The organism is Pigmentiphaga sp. MLSB6-MA01, from assembly GCF_058793475.1.
On sequence record NZ_JBXAFV010000004.1, the window covers coordinates 28,019 to 48,319 of the forward strand.

The following is a 20,301-nucleotide window of genomic DNA, read 5'->3' on the forward strand; positions in this document are numbered from 1 at the left end:
CCGGGATCAGGAAGCCTCGCTGAACTGCATCTTGTAGAGCGCGGCATACAGCCCGTCGGCGGCCAGCAGATCGGTGTGCGCCCCCTCCTCCACCATCCGTCCCTGGTCCAGGACGATGATGCGATCGGCATTCTGGACGGTGGACAGCCTGTGGGCGATGACCAGGGTGGTGCGGCCCTTCATGAGCCGCTCCAGCGAGGCCTGTACCTGGCGTTCGGATTCGTTGTCCAGGGCCGAGGTGGCCTCGTCCAGGATCAGGATGGGCGCATCCTTGATCAGCGCGCGGGCGATAGCCAGGCGCTGCCGCTGTCCGCCCGACAGCCGGGCGGCGTTCTCGCCCACGCGGCTATGCATGCCCTGCGGCAGCGAATCGACGAACTCCAGCAGATTGGCGTCGGCCAGCGCCTGCCGGATGACCTGCTCGGACGGTTCGCTATTGGCGCCGTAGCTGACATTCGCCGCGATGGTCTCGTCGAACAGCACCACGTCCTGGCTGACCAGGGAAATCGCGTCGCGCAGGCTGGTCAGCGACAGTTCCTCGATCGGCACCCCATCCACCCGTATCGCCCCCGAGGACGGCAGGGCGAAGCGCGGCAGCATCGACACCAGCGTCGTCTTGCCGCTGCCCGACCGGCCGATGAACGCCACCGTCTGCCCTGGCTCGACCGTGAAGGAAATGCCGGTCAGGGTATCGCGGGCCGCTTCGGGAAACCGGTGCGACACCCGCTCGAACTCGATGCGGCCGCGCACCGGCTGCGCCAGCGTGCGCGTGCCGGCGTCCGACTCGGGCGGTTCGTCCATCAGGGTGAACACGCTCTCGGCCGCCACCAGCATGCGTTGCATCGGGCTGGCGACGTTGGCCAACCGCTTGAGCGGGTCCAGTATCTGCAGCATGGCCGTGACGAACGCGGCAAAGCCCCCCACCGTGATCTGGTTGGCGCCGGACTGCCCCAGCGCGGTCGCCACCACGATGGCCAGGGCGACCGCGGAGATGGCCTGGGTGATGGGCGCCGACGCCGCCGTCGCCACCGCGTTGCGCATGGCAAAGCGGCGCAACCTGCCATTGACCTGGAGGAATCGGCCTTCCTCGTGCTCGTAGCCGCTGAACAGCTTGATCACGCGCTGCCCGTCGATGGCCTCGCTGACGATGCGGGTCAGCTCGCCGTTCATCGCGATGGTTTCGCGGTTGATCCTGCGGATGCGGCGGGCGATGGCGCGCATGATGAAGGTGGACAAGGGAAAGGCCACCAGCGCGATCAACGTGAGCTGCCAGGACAGATACAGCAGCACGCACACCAGCGACACCACGATCAGCGTCTCGCGCACCAGGACGGTGATGACCTCGGTCGCCAACTGCATCACGCCCGCGGCATCCACCACGAACCGATTGAGCAGCAACGACGATCCCATGCGCTTGAAATAGGAGTCGGGCAGGCGCAACAGGCGATCGAACATGTCCCCGCGCAGATCGGCCAGCACATGGTTGGCCGACCAGGCCAGGAGATAATCGCTCAGGAAGTTCAGCACGCCGCGAACCAGGAAAATACCGACGATGGCCAGCGGGATCTTCCAGACATAGTCGGGATTCTGGCCATTGAAGCCGCCGTCCAGCAACGGCTTCATCAGCATCGCCAGGACCGGCTGCGACGCCGCCACCCCTGTCAGGAACAGCATGCCGAGCGCGAGCGCCTTCCAGTATTTCAGGACCCGCGTATAAACGCGGCGCCACAAGTCGGCTTTGACGGGATGGGAGTTCACGAGGGAATTTTCCGGAGCCTGACCGAATGCCGCTTCGACATTCCCGCGGCGGCAGGCCCGCTTACAATACGAAGCTTCACATTGTACGCGCAGGCGGCTCTCGGCCGGACTGCCCCGACCCGCTCCTGATGCCACGCGCCGATTCCCTCTATGTACGACTGCCCAACTGGGTGGGCGATGCCTGCATGTGCCTGCCGGCTCTCGATCTGCTGCGGCGGGAGGGCTACCCGCTGGTGTTGTGCGGGCGCTCCTGGGCCCGGGACCTGTTCTCGGGACTGACGGCCGGCGATGCATTCGTCGCGCTCGGCCGCTCCTTCGGCGAAAACAGGCGGACGCTGCGCCAGTCGCTGGCCGGCCGCGGGCCGGTGCGCGGACTGGTGTTTCCCAACTCGTTGTCGAGCGCCGCGCTGTTCCGCCTGGCCGGCATACGATCCGCCGGTTATCGCGGCGACGGCCGCTCGCTGCTGCTGGGCTGGGCCTTGCCCAAACCGCGCGGCTTGCACGAGGTGGAAGTGTTCTACCGCCTGGCTCACGATACGCTGCGTCGCTGGCAGCCCGGCACCGGCGACTTGCCGCCCACGCCCGGCCCCCGTCTCGCGCTGCCCCTGACGGCAACCCACCACGAAGCCGCCGCCCGGGCACTGGCGCAAGCTGGCATCACCGGCCGCTTCATCGTGCTGGCCCCCATCGCCGCCGGCCTGCACCACGGCCAGCCCAAGGCCTGGCCCGGGTTCGGCGACCTGGCCCAGGCGCTGGGACAGCGCGGACACACCTGCGTGATCTGCCCGCCGGCCCACGAAGCCGAGGCTTCGCGCGCGGCCGTCCCTTCCGCCACGGTGCTGCCGCCCCTCCCGCTGGGCGCCTTCGCCGCCCTGACCGCCCGCGCCGCGGCCGTCGTGTGCAACGACTCGGGTACCTCCCACGTCGCCGCGGCGGCCGGCGCCCGCCAGATCACCCTGTTCGGCGTCACGCGCCGGGAGCGCACCGGCCCGTGGTCTCCCGACGCCGTCTGCCTGGGCGCCGAGGGCCAATGGCCGGCCCTGTCCGACGTCCTGGCCGCCGTCGAACAATTGGCCGGGGCCGCCACATGATGCGCAAGACGGCCCCGCCGCGGATCCTGGTCGTCGCCCTGCGCTATCTGGGCGACGTCCTCCTGACCACGCCCCTGCCCCACGCCCTGCGCCAGCACTATCCCGGCTGCGAGGTCGACATGCTGGTGTTCAAGGGGACCGAAGGCATGCTGCAGAACAACCCGGACGTCCGCCGGGTCTACACCATCGCCGAACGCCCGGCGCGCGGGGAGATCCGCGCGCTGGCCCGCGAGCTTTGGCGCCGCTACGACCTGGCCGTCGTCCCGCAGCCCGGCGACAAGCCGCACCTGTTCGGCTTCGTGGCGGCGCGCCAGCGGATCGGGCTGGTTCCGACCGAACGCAGCCATTCGTGGTGGAAGAGGTTGTTGCTGCGGCACGCCCTGTCCGTCGATGGCATCACCCACCGCATCCGCGAAAACGAACAGGTGGTTCAATTGCTGGGCGTGCCGGCGGCCCGCACCGTCATTCCTCCCTCCGGCCTGATAAGCCCCGCCGCCTGGACGGACAAGCTGTCCTCCTGTGTTCAGGGCGCCGCCCCCTTCGACCCGCGCCAACCCTTCGCGGTGATCCACCCCTCTCCCCGCTGGCGCTACAAGCGGTGGCACACGGCGGGCTGGGCCAGCCTCATGGATGAATTGCGGCGCCAGGGCCTGCGCCTGCTCCTGAGCGGCGGTCCGGGCGAAGCGGAAGGACGCTACCTGGACGAAGTCGTGGCGGCGCTGAACGATCCGACCCGCGCGGCCGTCATTCGCATCCAGGGCTGCCTGGGCCTGGGCGAACTGGCCGACCTCTTGCGCCTGGCCCGGCTGTACGTCGGGCCGGACACCGCCACGACCCACCTGGCCGCCGCCAGCGGCACCCCCACCCTGGCGCTGTTCGGCCCCACCGAACCACGCCAATGGGGGCCCAGTCCGCCCGATGGCCTGGAGCCTCCCTGGAACCAGCGCGCGCCCCGGCAAGTGCGCGGCAACGTGGTCCTGTTGCAGGAACCTTTCCGCGCCTGCGTGCCGTGCCAGCAGGAAGGCTGCGAGCGGCATCGCGACAGCCATGCCGAATGCCTGGACCGCCTGGCTCCGGAGCGCGTGCGCCAAGAGGCCGTCGCCTTGCTGCGCCTGCACCCGGGTGACCAGGATGCCGTTCCCGCCCCTTCCCCGGAAGCCTTGCCATGAAACTCGCTATCGCCTGCCACCGCTTTGGCTACGGCGGCGGCATGGAACGCTACACCATGGACCTCGTCCGTGGATTGCATCAACTGGGTGTGCGCCCCCTCGTTTTCGCCCGCGGATTCGACACCGGCATTCCCGAACATGCCTACGTGGAACCGGTCCGCATCAACGTCCGGGCCCTGCCCTCGAAACTGCGCGACCACTATTTTGCGGCGAGGGTCCGCACGCTCAGACAGCGCCACGGGGTAGACGTACTGATCGGATGCAGCCGCACCACCGTATCCGACATCGCCATCTGCGGCGGCACGCACCGGGGATTCCTGGCCCATGCCCAGCGCTCGCCAAAATGGTCGGACCGCTGGCAGATCCGGCTCGAAACCCGCCACTATGCCCATGCCCGCACGGTCGTCGCGCACTCCGGATTCATGGCCCGAGAGCTGGAACAGTATTACGGCATACCCGCCGACAAGCGGCATGTGGCCTACCCACCGATCGATACCACGCGATTCGTGCCGGTGGCACCGGAGCGCCGCCGCGAATTGCGCCAGGCGCTGGGCATCCCCGACGGACAGGTCGCGTTCCTATTCCCGTCCACCGGCCATGGCCGCAAGGGATACGAGGAACTGGCCTCGTTCTTCGAGGCCACGACGCTGCCGGTATGCCTGCTTGTCGCAGGCCGGCCGGTCGAATCGCACTCGCCCCGGATCCGCTACATCGGCTACCGCCAGGACATCGAGAACTGCTATCGCGCCGCCGATTTCACGATACTGGCCTCGCGCTACGAACCCTTCGGCCTGGTCGGGCCGGAGTCCGCCCTATGCGGTACCCCGGCCGTGCTGCCGCGCGGCACCGGCTGCGCCGAAGTGCTGTCGCGCGAAGCTTGCGTCACCTTCGACCTGGACACCCCGGCATCCCTGGAAGCGGCCATCGCCAGCTGCGTGACGCGGGTCCGGGAAGACCGCGCCAGGCTGTCGTCGCCGTTGTCCCATCTGTCCTACACCGCGGACGTCCTGACGCACGCGCGCATCATGCTGGACCTGGCGTCGGCGGCTCAGGCCGGCGGCTGAGACGGCGGGCGCTGCCTGGCGACCCGCAGGAAAGGCCGCACCAGGATCTGATGCAGGAAGCGCTGATACAGATAGCGCTTGAAGTAATAGCCGACGCTGCGCCGGGATTTTTCGGCGGTGTCCAGGTCGACCCGCCCGCCCTCCAGGAACGACGTCCGCGCCAGTTCGGTCAGTCCCACGCAGCAAGGCACGACGGCCTGGACCCGGACGATGCCCCGGCGTTCGAACCCGGCCCAGAAGTCGGCGGCGCTCCATACCGGTCGCAGGGCCGCCAGCATGCGCTCGGCCGCCGCCCGCGTCACCACGTAACCGTGGGCGAGCCACCAATGTCCGTAGCGCCTGACCAGGTGCGCCTGTGCGCCCAAGGGGCGGCGGCCCCAGCGCGTGTACTTGTCGATGTGGGACAACAGAACGATCGTCGGGCTCGCGGGGTCCAGCACACGCTCCAGCTCCCCCAGTACCCGTGGCACCTCCTCGCCAGGGGCGGCATCATCCTCCAGCACCAACGCATAGTCGGCACCTTCGTCCAGCATGCGCTGGTAGACGGCCAGATGGCTCAGGGCACACCCGAGCTCGCCGCGCGACAATGGCCGGTAGTCGCGCGCGGCGGCGGCCTCGTCGTACAGGGCGGAGACGGCCTGGGCGTCCAGTTTCGCTCCCTCCACCGCCTGGCACAACGCATAGGGCAGGCCCAGCCGGTCCAGTTGCGCGCCGATCCGTTCACGGCGCGCGGCGGCGCGTTCGAGATTGATGACGTATACCGGCATCATGGACGCATCTCTCCCTCGCCACCGGCCGCTCCCCAATCCTGCTCTCGGCATACGACGGATGCCGCCAGCCAGGCCATGATCAGGACATAGAAAGCATTGGTTATCGAAACGCTGAACATGGTTTCGGTCAACCCGAAGATGAAAAAGCTCGCGGCCGTGGTCAATCCCATCGCCGCGGCACAGGCGACATGAGGCGCGGCGCTACGCAGCTTCCTGGCGAAGAAGACCGCCGGCGCCAGGTAAAGCGCCAGCACCGCGATCAGGCCGGGAACGCCGTAGGTGGCCATCGCATACAGGATGTCGTTGTGGGAATGGGGAAGTTCGGCGGCGTCCCCCGTGATGAGACCAGCCTCGGCCTGCTCGCCGAGTTCAGCCTTGAAATGTTCCAGTCCGACGCCGGTCCAGGGATGTTCCGCGAAGATCCTCAAAGACGCCCGCCACACCTGGATGCGGCCACCGCTCGAACTATCCAGCGTGTCCCGGCTGCCGGCCAGCGCCACCACCCCCTCGGCCACACGCTCCCGCACCATGTCACTGGTACCGGCGATCGATACGCCGACGACCGCCAGCGCCACCAACGCGGCTACCCGCAGCCTGCGGGGGCCATGGCGGTACGACGCACAAACGGCGTAGGCCAGCACCGGCACCGCCAACCAGCTGCCGCGGGTCTGTCCCGCATAGGCAACGTACATGCCCGCCAACAAGGCCATCAGCTTCATGCCGTGGACCATGTAGTGCCGTGGTTCATCCCACCCGATGGAGAGGGCCGCCAGCGCGCCCATCAACAACGCCAGGTTGGAAAAAGGAATGATGTTGTAGATGCCGACGTGATCGGGCCGCATGTCCAGGGTGGCGAAATGGATCCACACCGCTGCGTAGATCGCCGCCGCCGCGCAGCCCCAGGCCATCCACGCCAGTCGCTTCCCCCCCAGCCTGACCAATCCCCAGGCCAGCACGAACAACAGGATGAAACGCGTGAACAGGTAAGGAACGCTGACTGGCAGGCCGGCCGCCGCCTGATGGATGGCCACCGCCGCCGGCCACAGCAAGAAAGCCAGGCTCAGGCCCGCGACGCTGCGCCAATAGGTGCCCCAACGCTCCCGGTCACGCCCCGGCACGAGCAGGCACCCCAGCCCCCAGCACGCCAGCAGGGTGAACACGCCGTTGGAAACGGACATCTTCGGCAGCAGGAACACCGGAAACAGCACCAGCAATGCCGCGACCAGTCCCTGGAGGCCCGGGAACCACGCGTCCGGACGAACAGCCCTCGGCAGGACAATCACCCTGTCAATACTCCAGCGCGACATCGGCCGGCTGCCCCGTCAGCTTGCCCAGCTGCTGGATCAGCACGTCCGGCACCCGCACCCGCCAGTCCTCGCTCAGGCGCACCACGCACCTGGCATCGCCCCGGTTGTAGACGATCTCGACCGGCGTTCCCGGGAAGCCATTCTCGGGGTCGGCCCGATGCGGGTTGAGGACTTCGCGCAGGGTGTCCGCGTGCGCATTGCCGTTCAGGCGGATGGACAGCGCCCGGGCCTTGGCCTCGCGCGCCATCTGCAGGTCGAACAGGTCATCGGCCACGATGCGCATGCCGCCGGAGTATTCGTCGTTGCTGACCTTGCCGGAAATGATCAGCAACTGGTCTTCGCGCAACCGGCTGCGATGGCGTTCGTACAGCTCGTTGAATACCGAGATCTCCACTTGCGCGCTGCCGTCGTCCAGCACGGCGAACACCATCTTCCCGCGCCGCGTCATCTGCGTGCGCACGGCCGACAGGATGCCGGCCATCCATTGCAGGTCGCGGCTGGGCTGCAGGTTGGACAAGGGATTGCGCACGAACCGTCGGACTTCGGTGCGGTAGGCGTCGAACAGGTGGCCGCTGAAGTAGAACCCCAGCGCGGTTTTTTCCTGGCCCAGGCGCTCGCGTTCATCCCACGGCTCGACATCGGCCAGATCGCCCGCCAGGTCGGCGTGGTCGTCCCCGCCGAACAGCGACACCTGGCTGGCCGCGCGGGCGGCCTGCTCGGCGGCATCCATGGCCGTGCCCAGGGTGGCAAGCACCGCGGCGCGGCTGGACGCGAGCGTATCGAAGGCACCGGCCTTGATCAGCGCCTCGATGGCGCGGCGGTTCACCAGGTGGCGGTCGATGCGGCGGCAGAAGTCGAACAGATCGACGAACGGCCCCTTCTCGGCCCGCGCGCGCAGGATTTCCTCCACCGCGCTCTGCCCGGTGCCCTTGACGGCGCCCAATCCGTAGCGGATGGTGCGCGGCGGCAACCCGCGCGCCGAGTATTCATCCAGCACCGGCTCGAAGCGGAAATTGGACAGGTTGATGTCCGGAGGCAGCACCTTGACCTTGTTGGCCACCGTGTCGGCCCAGAAAATCTGGACCTTGTCGGTGTCGTCCATGTCGGACAACATGGTGGCGGCCATGAATTCTGCCGGATGGTGGGCCTTGAGCCACGCGGTCTGGTAGGCGATCAGCGCGTAGGCGGCGGTGTGCGACTTGTTGAAGCCGTATTCCGCGAACTTCTCCATCAGGTTGAACAGCGTGACCGCGATGTCCGGGTCGTACCCCTTCTTCTCGGCGCCCGACTGGAAGATTTCGCGGTGCTTGGCCATTTCCTCGGGCTTCTTCTTGCCCATGGCCCGGCGCAGCATGTCGGCGCCGCCCAGCGTGTAGCCGCCGATGATCTGCGAGATCAGCATCACCTGTTCCTGGTAGACGATGACCCCGTACGTGCTCTTGAGCACCGCCTCCAGATCCGAGTGGAAGTATTCGGCCTTGGCGCGGCCATGCTTGCGGTTGACGAAGTCGTCCACCATCCCGGAACCCAGCGGCCCCGGGCGATACAGCGCCAGCACGGCGATGATGTCTTCGAAGTTGCTGGGGCGCAGCTTCTTGAGCAGTTCCTTCATGCCGCGCGATTCCAGCTGGAACACGGCGGTGGTGTTGCCGTCGCTCAGCAGCTTGTAGGAATCGAGATCGTCCAGCGGCAGCGCCATGACGTCGAAGTCGCGCATGCCTTCGTTGAACTCGCGCACGTAGCGCACGGCCCAGTCCAGAATGGTCAGGTTGCGCAGGCCCAGGAAGTCGAACTTCACCAGGCCCACGGCTTCGACATCGTCCTTGTCGAACTGCGACACCGCGATGTGGCTCTGGCCCGGCTGGCAGTACAACGGGCAGAAATCGGTCAATTTGCCCGGGGCGATCAGCACGCCCCCGGCGTGCATGCCGATGTTGCGGGTCAGGCCTTCCAGCGGCTGGGCCAGGTCGATCAGCGCGTGCGCCTCCTCGTCGTTGTCATAGCGTTCCTTGAAGACGGGCTCTTCGTTGAGCGCGCGCTCCAGGCTCCAGGGATCGGCCGGCGAGTGCGGGATGATCTTGGACAGGCCGTCGCAGAACAGGTAGGGCAGATCCAGCACCCGCCCCGCGTCGCGGATGACCGCCTTCGCGCCCAACGTACCGAAAGTGGCGATCTGGCTGACCGCGTCGCGCCCATACTTCTGCTTGACGTACTCGATGACCTTGTCGCGGTTGTCCTGGCAGAAGTCGATATCGAAGTCGGGCATGGAGACCCGTTCGGGGTTCAGGAAGCGCTCGAACAGCAAGTCGTAGCGGATCGGATCGATATCGGTGATGCCCAGGCTGAAGGCCACCAGCGAGCCGGCGCCCGAGCCCCGGCCCGGGCCCACGGGCACGCCGTTGTTCTTGCCCCAGTTGATGAAGTCCTGAACGATCAGGAAGTAGCCGGGGAAGCCCATGTCGATGATGGTCTGGCATTCCTTGTCCAGCCGCTGGTCGTATTCCTCCTGGTGCGCGGCGCGCTCCTGTTCGTCGGGGAAGAGCTGCGCCATGCGGCGCGCCAGCCCCTCCCTGGACAGTTGCACCAGGTATTCGTCCAGCGTCACGCCCTCGGGCGTGGGGAAATTGGGCAGCTTGGGGTTGCCCAGCTCCAGCGTCAGGTTGCAGCGCGTGGCGATCGCCACCGTATTGGCCAGGGCCGACGGCACGTCGGCGAACCGTTCGGCCATTTCCTGCGAGGACAGCAGGTACTGCTCCTCGGTGTAGAGCCGCTGGCGCCGCGGGTTGGCCAGGATCTCGCCTTCGGCGATGCAGACCCGGGCCTCGTGGGCGCGGAAATCGTCGCGTTCGATGAATTGCACCGGGTGGGTGGCGACGACCGGCGCGCCGCACTCAGCCGCCAGCCGCATCGCGGCCTGCACGTAGGTCTCATCGCCTTCGCGGCCGGCGCGCTGCAGCTCGATGTAATAGCCCGCGGGAAACACCTTCAGCCAGTGGCGCACGAATGCCAGCGCGGCCTCCTGGTTACCGGTTTCCAGCGCCTGGCCCACGTCGCCCTGGCGCCCGCCGGACAGGGCGATCAGCCCCGCGCCGTAGGTATCGAGCCATTCGGGCCGGATCTCGCCGCGGCCACGGTGCTGGTTGGTCAGGAAGGCCTGCGTCAGCAGTTCGCACAGGTTCAGGTAGCCGGCGCGGTCGCGCACCAGCAACAGCATCCGGTAGGGCTTGTCGCGGTCGGCATCGTTGGTCACCCAGACGTCGCAGCCGGCGATGGCCTTGATGCCCTTGCCCCGCGCCGCCTTGTAGAACTTGATCAACCCGAACAGGTTCGACAGGTCGGTCAGCGCGATCGCCGGCTGCTCCAGCGCGGCGACTTTCTTGATCAGGTCGGAGATGCGGACTATGCCGTCCGACACCGAGAACTCGGAGTGGACGCGCAGATGGACGAAGGGGGGGGTGGGCGACTGGGACATGCCGGCATTTTAGCCCCTCGGCGCCGGGTCCGTGCTACCCCCGGGGCGCCTCGTTCCCCCGGGGCCGCCCTATTCCTTCTCGATGCCCGCGGCCTGGATGACCCGGCTCCATTTTTCCAGTTCGGCACGGCCGAAAACGGCCAGCTCAGCCGGGGTGCTGTAGGACATTTCCAGCCCCAGGCCGACCAGGCGCTCGCGCACGGCCGGATCGCGGGTGGTCTTCTCCAGCGCCTGGCTGAGCCGCTCGATCACCGGCGCGGGGGTGCCCGCCGGCACGTACAGCGCATACCACGCCAGCAGTTCGAACCCGGGATACTGCTCGGCGATGGGCGGCACCTCGGGCAGGAGCGGCCACGGCTTGGCGGAACTGATGCCCAGCGCGCGGACCTTGCCGGCCTTGACCTGCTGGGTGCCGGTCACGATGTCGGTGAACATGACCGACACGTGGCCGGCCATGACGTCGTTCAGCCCCAGCGGAATGCTCTTGTAGGGCACGTGCAGCATCTGGATGCCGGCGGCGGTCGTCAACATCGCGCCCGGCACCAGGGTGCCGGCGCTGCCCGACGCGTAGGACAGCTTGCCGGGCTGGGCCTTGGCCAGCTTGACGAGATCGGCCAGGCTGTTGACCGGCAACGCGGGGTTGGCGACCAGCAGGGCCGGCGTGTAGGCCACGCGCCCCACCGGCGCGAAGTCCTTGACGGGGTCGTAGCCCGGTTTCTTCATCAACGCGGGATTGGCGGCCTGGGTCGTCTGCGTGGTGAAGAACAAGGTATAGCCATCGGCGGCCGCGCGCGCCGCCGCCTGGGCCGCGATGGCGCCCTGCGCGCCGGCGCGGTTCTCGATCACCAGCGGCTGGCCCAGTTCGCGCGACAGCGCCTCGCCGATGATGCGGGCGGTGGTGTCCACGCCACTGCCCGGGCCGAACGGCACCAGCACGGTCACGGGCCGTTGGGGATAGGAGTCGGCCGCGCCGGCGGCGCCGAATGCGGCCAGGGAAACCAGGGCGAACGCGCCCAGGCGGATGCTCTTTGTCATGCTGTCTCCGGTTTCTGGTTCAAGAATGCCGCAGGTCGAGCGCGTCGAGCCAATGCAGCACCCGGTCGGCGATGAGGTCGCTGTTGCGGTCCATCATCAGGAAATGGGAATTGCCGCGCATGCCGTCGGCGGGCAGGTCCAGCACGCCGACCGGTGCGCCCCGGCCCGCCAGCGCGGCGGCATACGCGTCCACCGTGGCGCGGTAGCGGCGCCAGATGGGGTGATCGGCGATATGGTCGCCCCAGACCAGCAGGTGCGGTTGGGTTCCCGCCTGTCCGGCCCCTGGCGCCCCCGAAGGCTCCAGCGCCACCACGGCGCGCACGGCCACCGGCCGTTCCTGGGCCGCCAGCAGCGAAAATCCGCCGCCCTGGCTGTGCCCGATCACGATGCAGGGCCCTACCCGGTCCAGCAGCGCGCGATAGGCGGCGCTGGTGATGGCCTCGTGGCCGGCCCAGCGCGGCACCCACTGGCGTGCGAATTGCTCGAACGCGCCGACAGGAAACTGCTGCCCGGGGTGGGCCCGGCGCCCGGCCGGATCCGTGCGGTAGCCGTCGGCAGGCCCCATCCGGAACATGTCCCAGGCCTCTTCCAGCGAGCGGAACAGCGGCGCATCGCGGTACAGCTCCGGATAGCGCGCCCATGACGCGCGGCCGCGTTCCACGGCGTCCGATACGTAGACGTCGTACCCGGCGCTCAGGAAACGCCACAGCCAGCCTGGACGCCCATCGGGAGTCGTCTCCCAGTTCGCGCCCGTCATGCCGCCGCCATGCCAGAACAGTACGGGCAGTGCATGCCGGGGCCGCGCCAGCCGGTAGGCCTGCACATACATCTGGCCGACGACATGATCGCCGTTGGGATCGACCGGCCGGGGCTCGGCCCCCTGGGCCAGGCGCCTGGTCTCCACCGGCAGGCCCCGCAGCGTATGCACGGCGCCGCCGACATGGAAGCCGTCGATCGCGCGCAGGCAGATCTCGCCGGGGGCGGACTCAGTTGCGGGCATGGAGAAAATCCTGGTCCTCGGAAAAACAGCGGATGCGCGGCAAGGCGCCGAAACAGGCATCCAAGGCGCTTTCCATGGCATCCATGAAACGGGCGACAACCGGGGCGCCGCGGCGCTCGTTGCGCCGGAACCGGACCTCCAGATAGACCGGGCAGCCGCGCGGGACGGCGTGCGCCGCCACCACCAGCAGTTGCACCTGGACGGCCTGCGCCCCCAGCACGTCCACGCAGGCGCGCTCGGTGGCGGCGCCCAGCGCGTCCAGCGGCGCGCCGGCCAGCAAGGGGTTGGAAACGAAAGCTTTGATGACGGGCATGGCGATCACTGGCAAGAGGAGCGGCCATGATGCCGGCGCCCGATAATGAAATCCAGTGCAAATTATTGCGATATTATTGCTTCATGCGCACCAATTGCGACCTTCCCGATCTGCAAGCCTTTTGCGCCCTCGTGCGCTGCGGCGGCTTCAACAAGACCGCCGACACACTCGCGCTCTCGCCCTCCGCCTTGAGCCGGCGCATCAGCAAACTGGAAGAAGCCCTGGGCGGCCGGCTGATCGAACGCACCACGCGCACCATGGTACTGACGCCGCTGGGCCAGACCTTGCACGAACGCCTGGCGCCGCTGCTGGACAGCCTGGACGACTGCCTGGCCGGCACGGCGCGCATGGCGCGCGGCGAAGGCGGCCAGTTGACCGTGGCCTGCATCACCACCGTGGCGTATTCCTTGTTCCCCGCCGCCCTGTCGCGCCTGCGGCAGCGCCATCCGGACGTGCGCGTGGACTTGCGCGACGACACGGGCGCGCGCGTGCGCGACGCCGTGCTGCGGCGGGAGGCAGAGTTCGGCATCACCGTGATGTGGGAGGACGAGCCCGAACTGGCCAGCCAGTTGCTGCGCGACGACCCCTATGTGCTGGCCTGCGCGCCCAGCCATCCGATGGCGTCGCGCGGCCAGGCCGCCTGGGCCGACCTGGCCGGCCAGCGGGTGCTGGCCCTGCGCCGCAGCAGCGCCAACCGCCAGCAGATCGACGCCGCGTTGGCCGTGGCGGGCGTGCCCGTGCCCTGGTTCGACGAGGTGGAGCACCTGTCGTCCATGATCGGTTTCCTTGAGCACGGCGGCTGGATGGCGGTACTGCCCCACCTCGCGCTGGCGGCGGCCACCCGCGTCGCGACCATCCCCCTGAGCGGACCGACCATCGCACGGCGCATCTGCCTGATCCGGCGGCGCGACGCGACGTTGAGCCGGCCTGCACAGGCCCTGTGGGACGAACTGGCGCGCAGCATCGCCGCCGCGCCGGCCGAGCCGCCCCTGCGCTGACGGGCCGTCAGGCCGCTTCCCCCGCGCCGCCGTCGCGCGCGGCCCGCAGCGACTGCATGAGCTTGTCCAGCAACGCATCGAGCTGGCGCAGTTCCTGTTCGCTGAAATCGCCGAACATCACCTCTCGCTCGTGCCCGCCGCCGATACGGTCCGCCTGCTCGCGCACGCGGCGGCCGCGGGCGGTCAGGGTCAGCTCGAACGCCCGCGCATCGCGCGTGCTGATGCTGCGTTCGGCCAGGCCCAGCTCGATGAGCCGCGACACGACCTTGGACAACACGGTTTTTTCGATGAAGGTGGCGGCCTGCAAGGCGGACACGCTGATGCCCGGCGCATCGCCGATCTGGCGCAGCACCCGCAGGTCGCGCACCACCAGCCCGAGTTCCTTGCGATACAGCTCGTTGACCTGCCGTACCGCCTCGCTCTTGATGAGGTCGAGCTTGTAGGTGAAATAGGTCTCGAGTTTCTTGGTCACGGCGGTCTCGTGCGGGCGGCGGGGCATGGCGGCATTGTATGCCGCGCGCCACCAGCGGGGTAAATACTGAGTGCAATTTTCAATAGTTGAAATAGCATCCTATTTTTTGCTTCAACCGATAGGAACGCAATGAAAATCGAGGTCTCGGACACGCACGCCCAGGACATGACCACCTGGCGGCGCACGCTCCACCGCAACCCGGAACTCGGCTTCGAGGAATACGAGACGGCGGCCTTCGTCGCGGAACGCCTGCGCGAATGGGGCATAGAAACCCATACCGGCATCGGCGGCACCGGCGTGGTCGGCGTCGTCCACGGCGCGCAGGGTCCCGGCCGCAACCTCGGGCTGCGCGCCGACATGGATGCCTTGCCCATGCAGGAACAGACCGGCCTGCCCTACCAGTCCGTGCGGCCCAACCGCTTCCATGGCTGCGGCCACGACGGCCACACCGCCATCCTGCTGGGCGTGGCGCGCCATTTCGCGTCCGACCGCGACTTTCGCGGCACGCTGAACCTGATCTTCCAGCCCGCCGAGGAAACTTTGCGGGGCGGCTCGACCATGATCCAGGACGGCCTGTTCGAACGCTTTCCTTGCGATGAACTCTACGGTCTGCACAACCATCCCCCGCTGGAACCCGGCCGCGTCGGCGTGCGCAACGGCGCCACGCTGTCGGCCTGCGACCTGTTCCGCATCCGCATCCATGGCGTCGGCGGCCATGCCGCCAGCCCCCACCGCACCGTGGATCCCGTGGTGGTCGGCAGCGCGCTGGTGCAATCGTTGCAGACCATCGTCAGCCGTTCGGTGGATCCGCTGCAGACCGCGGTGGTCAGCGTCTGCCAGTTCCACGCCGGCACCGCCATCAACGTCATCGCCGGCGAGGCCGTGCTGGAAGGCACGGTGCGCACGCTGGACCACGGGGTGCAGGCCGAGATCCTCAAGCGACTGAAGGAAATCTGCGCCGGCGCCGGGCAGGCCCACCGCTGCCGCATCGAGTTCGAACACCTGCAGACCTCGCCCGCGACCATCAACAACGCCGAGCAGGCGCAGGTCGTGCGCGAAGCCGCGCTGGCGGTGGTCGGCCAGGACGGCCTGGAGCCCGACATTCCGCCGCTGATGGCTTCCGAGGATTTCGCCTACATGTTGCAGGAAAAGCCCGGCTGCTACTTCTTCCTGGGCAACGGCGGCCACATGTGCCACCACCCCGAATTCGACTTCAACGACGAGGTGCTGCCCGTCGGCATGTCGATGATGATCGAGATCGCCCGCCGCCGCCTGGTGGCCTGACCCCATCCCCCCGCAAGGACACCGCCATGCACCCACACCGCTACCTTGCCGCCCCCGCCCTGGGGCTGCTCATGCTTGCCGCCGCGCCGGCCCATGCCCAGACCGCCTATCCCGCGCGCCCCATCCACCTGATCGTCAACGGCGCGCCGGGCAGCCTGCCCGACCTGTTCGCCCGCCCGATCGCCGAGAAGATGCGGACATCGCTGGGGCAGGCCGTGGTCATCGACAACCGCCCCGGCGCGGGCGGCCTGCTCGCCATGACCAACCTGAAGAACAGCGCGGCCGACGGCTACACGCTGGCGGTGGTCACCAACGCGCACGCCGTCTGGAACCAGTACCTGTTCAGCAAGCTGCCCTACGATCCGCAGGCCGATCTCCAGGCGGTCAGCCCCATCGCCGTCATCCCCATGGTGCTGACCGCCAGCCCCGCCCTGCCCGCGGGCTCGCTCAAGGAACTGGTCTCGCTGGCCAAGGCCAGGCCCGGCGTGCTGAACTACGCATCCTCCAGCACCGGCTCGCCGCCCCACGTGCTGTTCGAGATGTTCAAGCTGCAGACCGGCGCCGATATCCTGCACGTCCCGTTCAAGTCCGGCCCCGATGCGCTCAACTCCACGATCAGCGACCGGACCCAGCTCTACCTGGCCGGCTCCGCCCTGATCGAGCCCCAGGTCAAGGACGGCCGGCTCAAGGCGCTGGGCGTCAACACGCGGGAACGCCTGCCCAGCCTGCCCAACGTGCCGACTTTCGCCGAACAGGGCCAGCCGGGCCTGGAAGATACCGTGTGGCTGGGGATCGTGGCCCAGACCGGCGTACCGGCGGACATCGTGCAGAAGCTGAACCGCGAGATCGCCAAGGCGGTCCAGGCCGAGGACATGAAGAAGCTCTACGAAGCGCATGGCTCGGTGGTCTACACCGCCAGCCCGGAGGCGTTCGCCGCCCGCATCAAGGCCGATCACGAACTGTGGGGACCGGTGATCCGGAAGGCCAACATTTCCCTGGACTGACCGGCGCCGCGCAAGCACCACCCCTGACGTACGAAGGCCCCGGCGGCGCATGCCCCCGGGGCCTTCACACATCGCGGGACCACGCGCGGTATCTGTATCTATTCCCTGGGCGCGCCCGGCACATCGACCGTGTAGTTCAGCGCCAGCCGGCCGCCGTCCACGAACACCGTCTGCCCGGTCACGTAGCTGGCGTCCTCGCTGGCCAGGAACACCGCGGCGCCGGCCACCTCTTCCGGCCGCCCCAGCCGCGCCATCGGAATGCGCGACAACACCGTATGCAGTGCCTTGGGGTCATCGGTGATGGTCGACATGATGTCGGTATCGATGCTGCCCGGCCCCAGCGCGTTGACGCGCACGCCGTGCGGCGCCATCGCCAGCGCCATGGCCTTGGTCATCTGCCGCACCGCGCCCTTGCTGGCGCCGTAGGCCAGCTGGTTGGACATCGCGAGCTCGGCCGTCATCGACGACAGCGTGATGATGCTGCCGCCGCGCCCACCGCGCACCATGGCCTTGGCAGCGGCCTGGGCCACGAGGAAAGTCCCGCGGACATTGACGTTCATCACGAAGTCGAGATCCTCCAGCGTCACGTCCAGGAACTCGGCGGCGCGGATCACGCCGGCATTGCACACGCAGATGTCCAGCCCGCCGAACTCGCGCTCGCACAAGGCCACCATCTCGGCCACCTGGGCCGGATCGGTAACGTCGCCGCGCATCGCGCGCGCCGGACCGGCCATGGCCGCCAGGGCCTCGCCCTGGACCTTCTCGGCGCGATCCACCAGCACCACGTTGGCGCCCTCCTGGCTGTACCGCTTCGCGATCGCCAGCCCGATACCGCCCGCGGCACCGGTCACCAGTGCCGTCTTGTCCTTCAACCTCATTGCTGCTCCAAGTGGTCCCATGGCCACAAACGGGAAAAACACCAGCCGTCCTCAACCGGGGGCCCTGGGCACCGTGGATCCGGCTTTGCCGGTCCGCCAGTGCCGCCCCTTGAAGGGGCGCGCGAAGCGCCAGGGGGTGGGCCCGCCCTAGACGCCTACATACTGGGCGATCAATTCAGGGCGCGCCGACAACTCCGGCGACGTGCCGCGCCAGACCGTCACTCCCTTGTCCAGGATGAAGTTGCGGTCGGACAAGCGCAGCAAGGCCTTGGTGTTCTTGTCCACCACGATCATGGTCAGGCCCTCCTGCTTGAGCCGGGCGAGCACGCTCCAGATCTCGGCGCGCACGATGGGGGCCAGGCCTTCGGTGGCCTCGTCCAGCACCAGCAGGCGGGGGTTGGTCATCAACGCGCGGCCGATGGCCAGCATCTGCTGCTCGCCGCCCGACAACTGCGTGCCGAGGTTGGCGCGCCGCTCCTTCAGGCGGGGGAACAGGTCGTAGATCTTCTCCAGCGTCCAGGCCGAGGCATCCGTGCGCTTGGACGTGGCGATCAGGTTTTCCTCCACGGTCAGCGTGGGGAAGATCTGGCGGCCTTCGGGCACCAGCGACAGTCCCAGCCGGCCCACGCGGTACGGCGCCATGCCGTTCAGCGCCTGCCCGTCGAAGGTGATGCTGCCGGCCGCGGGCTTGAGCAGGCCGAACAGGCAGTTGATCACCGTGGTGCGCCCCATGCCGTTGCGGCCGATCAGGCCCACGACCTCGCCGCGCTTGACTTCCAGGTCGATGTCGAACAGCGCCTGGCACGAACCGTACTTGGCCGCCAGTCCTTGTATGGAAAGCATGCGTGAACTCCTGCCTCAGGCATCGGCGTCGTCGCCCAGATAGGCGCGGCGCACTTCGGGATGATTGCGGATTTCCTCGATCGAGCCAGTCGCGACGATCTTGCCGTAGACCAGCACGCTGATGCGGTCGGCCAGCGAGAAGACGGCGTTCATGTCGTGCTCGATCAGCAGGATGGTGTAGCGGCCTTTCAGCGAGCGCAGCAGTTCGATGGCGGCGGCGCCCTCGGCCGCGCTCATGCCTGCCATGGGCTCGTCCAGCAGCAGGATGCGCGGATCCGCCGCCAGTGCCATGGCGACTTCGAGCTGGCGCCGCTGGCCATAGGCCAGGTTGGACACCACGGTGTCGGCCACGTCGGACAGGTGGCACTGCTCGATGACGGCGCGCGCCTTCTCCATGACATCCCCGTAGGACGACATGGGCCTCCAGACGGCCCAGCGCACACCTTTCCTGCGCAGCGCGGCCAGGCATACGTTCTCGACCACCGTGAAGGCGTCGAAGATGGACGTGATCTGGTAGGAGCGCAACAGCCCCATGCCCACGCGCTGCTGCACCGGCGTGCCGCTGACCTCTTCGCCGCCCAGCACGATGCTGCCCTCGTCCGAGCGCAGCTCGCCGGTCAGCAGATTGATGAGCGTGGTCTTGCCTGCGCCGTTGGGGCCGATGATGGCGTGCAACTCGCCCGGTTCGATCTCCAGCGTCACGCCGTCGGTGGCGCGCAGGCCGCCGAAGCGCTTGACCAGGTCCTGGGTACGCAGTCCGATGGCGTTCATTGCGATTCTCCCGCGGAAGCGGCGGCGACCTTGGGGGCCGCGGCTGGCGCCGCGGCGGGTTCTTCGCGCCGGCGGGTCAGCCACGCGAAGCCGTTCTTGCTCAGCAGGGCGATCACGACGATGACCGGCCCCATGATCAGCATCCAGTGCTGGGTCAGGCCCTTGAAGAATTCTTCCATGACGAGGAAGGCGATCGCGCCCACGATGGGACCGGTGATCGTGCCCAGCCCGCCGATGACCAGCATGACGATCAGTTCCCCCGACACCGGCCACGACATGTAGCTGGGCGAGGCAAAGGCCGTCAGGTTGGCCAGCAGCAGGCCCGCCAGGCCGGTCAGCACGCCGGACATGACATAGGCGGCCAGTTGCACGCGAAAGACCGAGTAGCCGAACGCATTGACGCGGCGCGGGTTGATGTGGGTGGCCTGCAGCACCATCCCGAACGGCGACTTCTTGAGCCGGGCCAGGAATATCGTGACCGCCAGCAGGACGGCCCAGGCCGCCCAGTAGACCTCGGTGCTGCCCGACAGTTCGAACAGTCCGAAGTTGCTCGGTTCGTTGATGTTCAGGCCGTCGTCGCCGCCGAAGGTGGTCATGCTGACCATCAGGAAGTAGAACATCTGGGCGAAGGCCAGCGTGATCATGATGAAGCCGATGCCCGAGGTGCGCAGGCACACGGTGCCCACCACCAGGCCCACCAGCGCGCACACGACCACGGCCGTCAGCAGTTGCAGCCAGCCGTCGCTGATGCCGTAGTAGCTGAGTATGCCCACGGCATAGCAGCCCAGGCCGATGAACATGGCATGGCCGAAGCTGACCAGGCCGGCGAAGCCCAGCACGAGGTTCAGCGCGCAGGCGGCCAGCGCATAGACCAGCACGCGCGCGAAGAACGTCACGTAGAACGGCTCGCCTATCGCCTGCGCCACGAACGGCACGGCCGCCAGGAGGATGAACAAGACCGGAATCATCCAGGCCCCGAATTTGACGCGGTTCATGTCATGTACCTTGCAAGAATTTCAATTGCTGTCTTCCACACTGCATGAAACAGGCGCCCCTCGACCCAGGATGCGGT

The 20,301-nt window shown here is 68.0% G+C and carries 18 protein-coding genes; 6 read left to right on the forward strand and 12 right to left on the reverse strand.

Going from position 1 to position 20,301, the window contains the following annotated elements; all coding sequences use genetic code 11:
- Positions 1-6: 6 nt before the first annotated feature.
- The gene (msbA, locus tag AC1Q6E_RS07815; protein WP_296556392.1) at positions 7-1,758 is read right to left on the reverse strand and encodes a lipid A export permease/ATP-binding protein MsbA; all 1,752 of its coding nucleotides are present in this window, start codon (positions 1,756-1,758) and stop codon (positions 7-9) included.
- Between the two features lie 128 nt (positions 1,759-1,886).
- Between msbA and AC1Q6E_RS07820 the strand changes: the two genes are divergently transcribed.
- Genes AC1Q6E_RS07820 through AC1Q6E_RS07830 form a run of 3 tightly spaced genes read left to right on the forward strand, consistent with a single transcriptional unit; the run spans position 1,887 to position 5,082 of the window.
- Positions 1,887-2,849, forward strand: a complete 963-nt coding sequence (locus AC1Q6E_RS07820; protein ID WP_492572516.1) for a glycosyltransferase family 9 protein — start codon at positions 1,887-1,889, stop codon at positions 2,847-2,849.
- The gene (locus AC1Q6E_RS07825) at positions 2,846-4,018 is read left to right on the forward strand and encodes a glycosyltransferase family 9 protein (protein WP_296556394.1); all 1,173 of its coding nucleotides are present in this window, start codon (positions 2,846-2,848) and stop codon (positions 4,016-4,018) included. The genes AC1Q6E_RS07820 and AC1Q6E_RS07825 overlap by 4 nt, the downstream gene beginning before the upstream one ends.
- Entirely contained in the window at positions 4,015-5,082 is a 1,068-nt protein-coding gene (locus AC1Q6E_RS07830) for a glycosyltransferase family 4 protein (protein ID WP_492572517.1), read from the forward strand. Before AC1Q6E_RS07825 ends, AC1Q6E_RS07830 begins: the two co-directional genes overlap by 4 nt.
- Here the strand turns inward: AC1Q6E_RS07830 and AC1Q6E_RS07835 are convergent.
- From AC1Q6E_RS07835 to AC1Q6E_RS07860, 6 genes are all read right to left on the reverse strand, one after another.
- Positions 5,067-5,852: a glycosyltransferase family 25 protein gene (locus AC1Q6E_RS07835; protein WP_296556395.1), complete on the reverse strand. Its 786-nt coding sequence runs from the start codon at positions 5,850-5,852 to the stop codon at positions 5,067-5,069. The two genes, AC1Q6E_RS07830 and AC1Q6E_RS07835, sit on opposite strands and share 16 nt — an antisense overlap.
- Positions 5,849-7,159 (reverse strand): O-antigen ligase family protein, encoded by a 1,311-nt coding sequence (locus AC1Q6E_RS07840; RefSeq protein WP_492572518.1) that lies wholly within the window; start codon positions 7,157-7,159, stop codon positions 5,849-5,851. The genes AC1Q6E_RS07835 and AC1Q6E_RS07840 overlap by 4 nt, the downstream gene beginning before the upstream one ends.
- Positions 7,140-10,631 (reverse strand): DNA polymerase III subunit alpha, encoded by a 3,492-nt coding sequence (dnaE, locus tag AC1Q6E_RS07845; protein WP_492572519.1) that lies wholly within the window; start codon positions 10,629-10,631, stop codon positions 7,140-7,142. The genes AC1Q6E_RS07840 and dnaE overlap by 20 nt, the downstream gene beginning before the upstream one ends.
- A 69-nt stretch (positions 10,632-10,700) precedes the next feature.
- On the reverse strand, positions 10,701-11,666 hold the full coding sequence (locus AC1Q6E_RS07850; protein WP_492572520.1) for a Bug family tripartite tricarboxylate transporter substrate binding protein: 966 nt from the start codon (positions 11,664-11,666) through the stop codon (positions 10,701-10,703).
- Between the two features lie 19 nt (positions 11,667-11,685).
- Positions 11,686-12,666, reverse strand: a complete 981-nt coding sequence (locus tag AC1Q6E_RS07855) for an alpha/beta hydrolase (protein ID WP_152796183.1) — start codon at positions 12,664-12,666, stop codon at positions 11,686-11,688.
- On the reverse strand, positions 12,653-12,979 hold the full coding sequence (locus AC1Q6E_RS07860; RefSeq protein ID WP_152796181.1) for a hypothetical protein: 327 nt from the start codon (positions 12,977-12,979) through the stop codon (positions 12,653-12,655). The genes AC1Q6E_RS07855 and AC1Q6E_RS07860 overlap by 14 nt, the downstream gene beginning before the upstream one ends.
- A gap of 83 nt (positions 12,980-13,062) precedes the next feature.
- On the opposite strand from AC1Q6E_RS07860, the gene AC1Q6E_RS07865 reads away from it, so the two are divergent.
- Positions 13,063-13,977 carry a LysR family transcriptional regulator gene (locus AC1Q6E_RS07865; RefSeq protein ID WP_296556403.1) on the forward strand — a complete coding sequence of 305 codons (915 nt, stop codon included), beginning with the start codon at positions 13,063-13,065 and terminating at the stop codon, positions 13,975-13,977.
- Positions 13,978-13,984: 7 nt separating this feature from the next.
- Here the strand turns inward: AC1Q6E_RS07865 and AC1Q6E_RS07870 are convergent, their stop codons facing one another.
- Positions 13,985-14,449 carry a MarR family winged helix-turn-helix transcriptional regulator gene (locus AC1Q6E_RS07870; protein ID WP_165404770.1) on the reverse strand — a complete coding sequence of 155 codons (465 nt, stop codon included), beginning with the start codon at positions 14,447-14,449 and terminating at the stop codon, positions 13,985-13,987.
- Positions 14,450-14,578: 129 nt separating this feature from the next.
- On the opposite strand from AC1Q6E_RS07870, the gene AC1Q6E_RS07875 reads away from it, so the two are divergent.
- Both AC1Q6E_RS07875 and AC1Q6E_RS07880 read left to right on the forward strand, forming a co-directional pair.
- Positions 14,579-15,733 carry a M20 aminoacylase family protein gene (locus AC1Q6E_RS07875; protein WP_296556408.1) on the forward strand — a complete coding sequence of 385 codons (1,155 nt, stop codon included), beginning with the start codon at positions 14,579-14,581 and terminating at the stop codon, positions 15,731-15,733.
- A 26-nt stretch (positions 15,734-15,759) separates the two neighbouring features.
- Positions 15,760-16,737, forward strand: coding sequence for a Bug family tripartite tricarboxylate transporter substrate binding protein (locus tag AC1Q6E_RS07880; protein ID WP_492572521.1), 978 nt, complete (start codon positions 15,760-15,762; stop codon positions 16,735-16,737).
- A gap of 98 nt (positions 16,738-16,835) precedes the next feature.
- On the opposite strand, the gene AC1Q6E_RS07885 is transcribed toward AC1Q6E_RS07880, so the two are convergent.
- The 4 genes from AC1Q6E_RS07885 to AC1Q6E_RS07900 form a co-directional block, all read right to left on the reverse strand.
- A complete protein-coding gene (locus tag AC1Q6E_RS07885) occupies positions 16,836-17,615 on the reverse strand; it encodes an SDR family NAD(P)-dependent oxidoreductase (RefSeq protein WP_152796694.1) in 780 nt (259 codons plus the stop codon).
- Between the two features lie 147 nt (positions 17,616-17,762).
- Positions 17,763-18,458 carry an ABC transporter ATP-binding protein gene (locus AC1Q6E_RS07890; RefSeq protein ID WP_152796692.1) on the reverse strand — a complete coding sequence of 232 codons (696 nt, stop codon included), beginning with the start codon at positions 18,456-18,458 and terminating at the stop codon, positions 17,763-17,765.
- A gap of 15 nt (positions 18,459-18,473) precedes the next feature.
- Positions 18,474-19,229, reverse strand: a complete 756-nt coding sequence (locus tag AC1Q6E_RS07895) for an ABC transporter ATP-binding protein (RefSeq protein WP_492572522.1) — start codon at positions 19,227-19,229, stop codon at positions 18,474-18,476.
- On the reverse strand, positions 19,226-20,224 hold the full coding sequence (locus AC1Q6E_RS07900) for a branched-chain amino acid ABC transporter permease (RefSeq protein WP_296556413.1): 999 nt from the start codon (positions 20,222-20,224) through the stop codon (positions 19,226-19,228). The genes AC1Q6E_RS07895 and AC1Q6E_RS07900 overlap by 4 nt, the downstream gene beginning before the upstream one ends.
- Positions 20,225-20,301 lie beyond the last annotated feature (77 nt).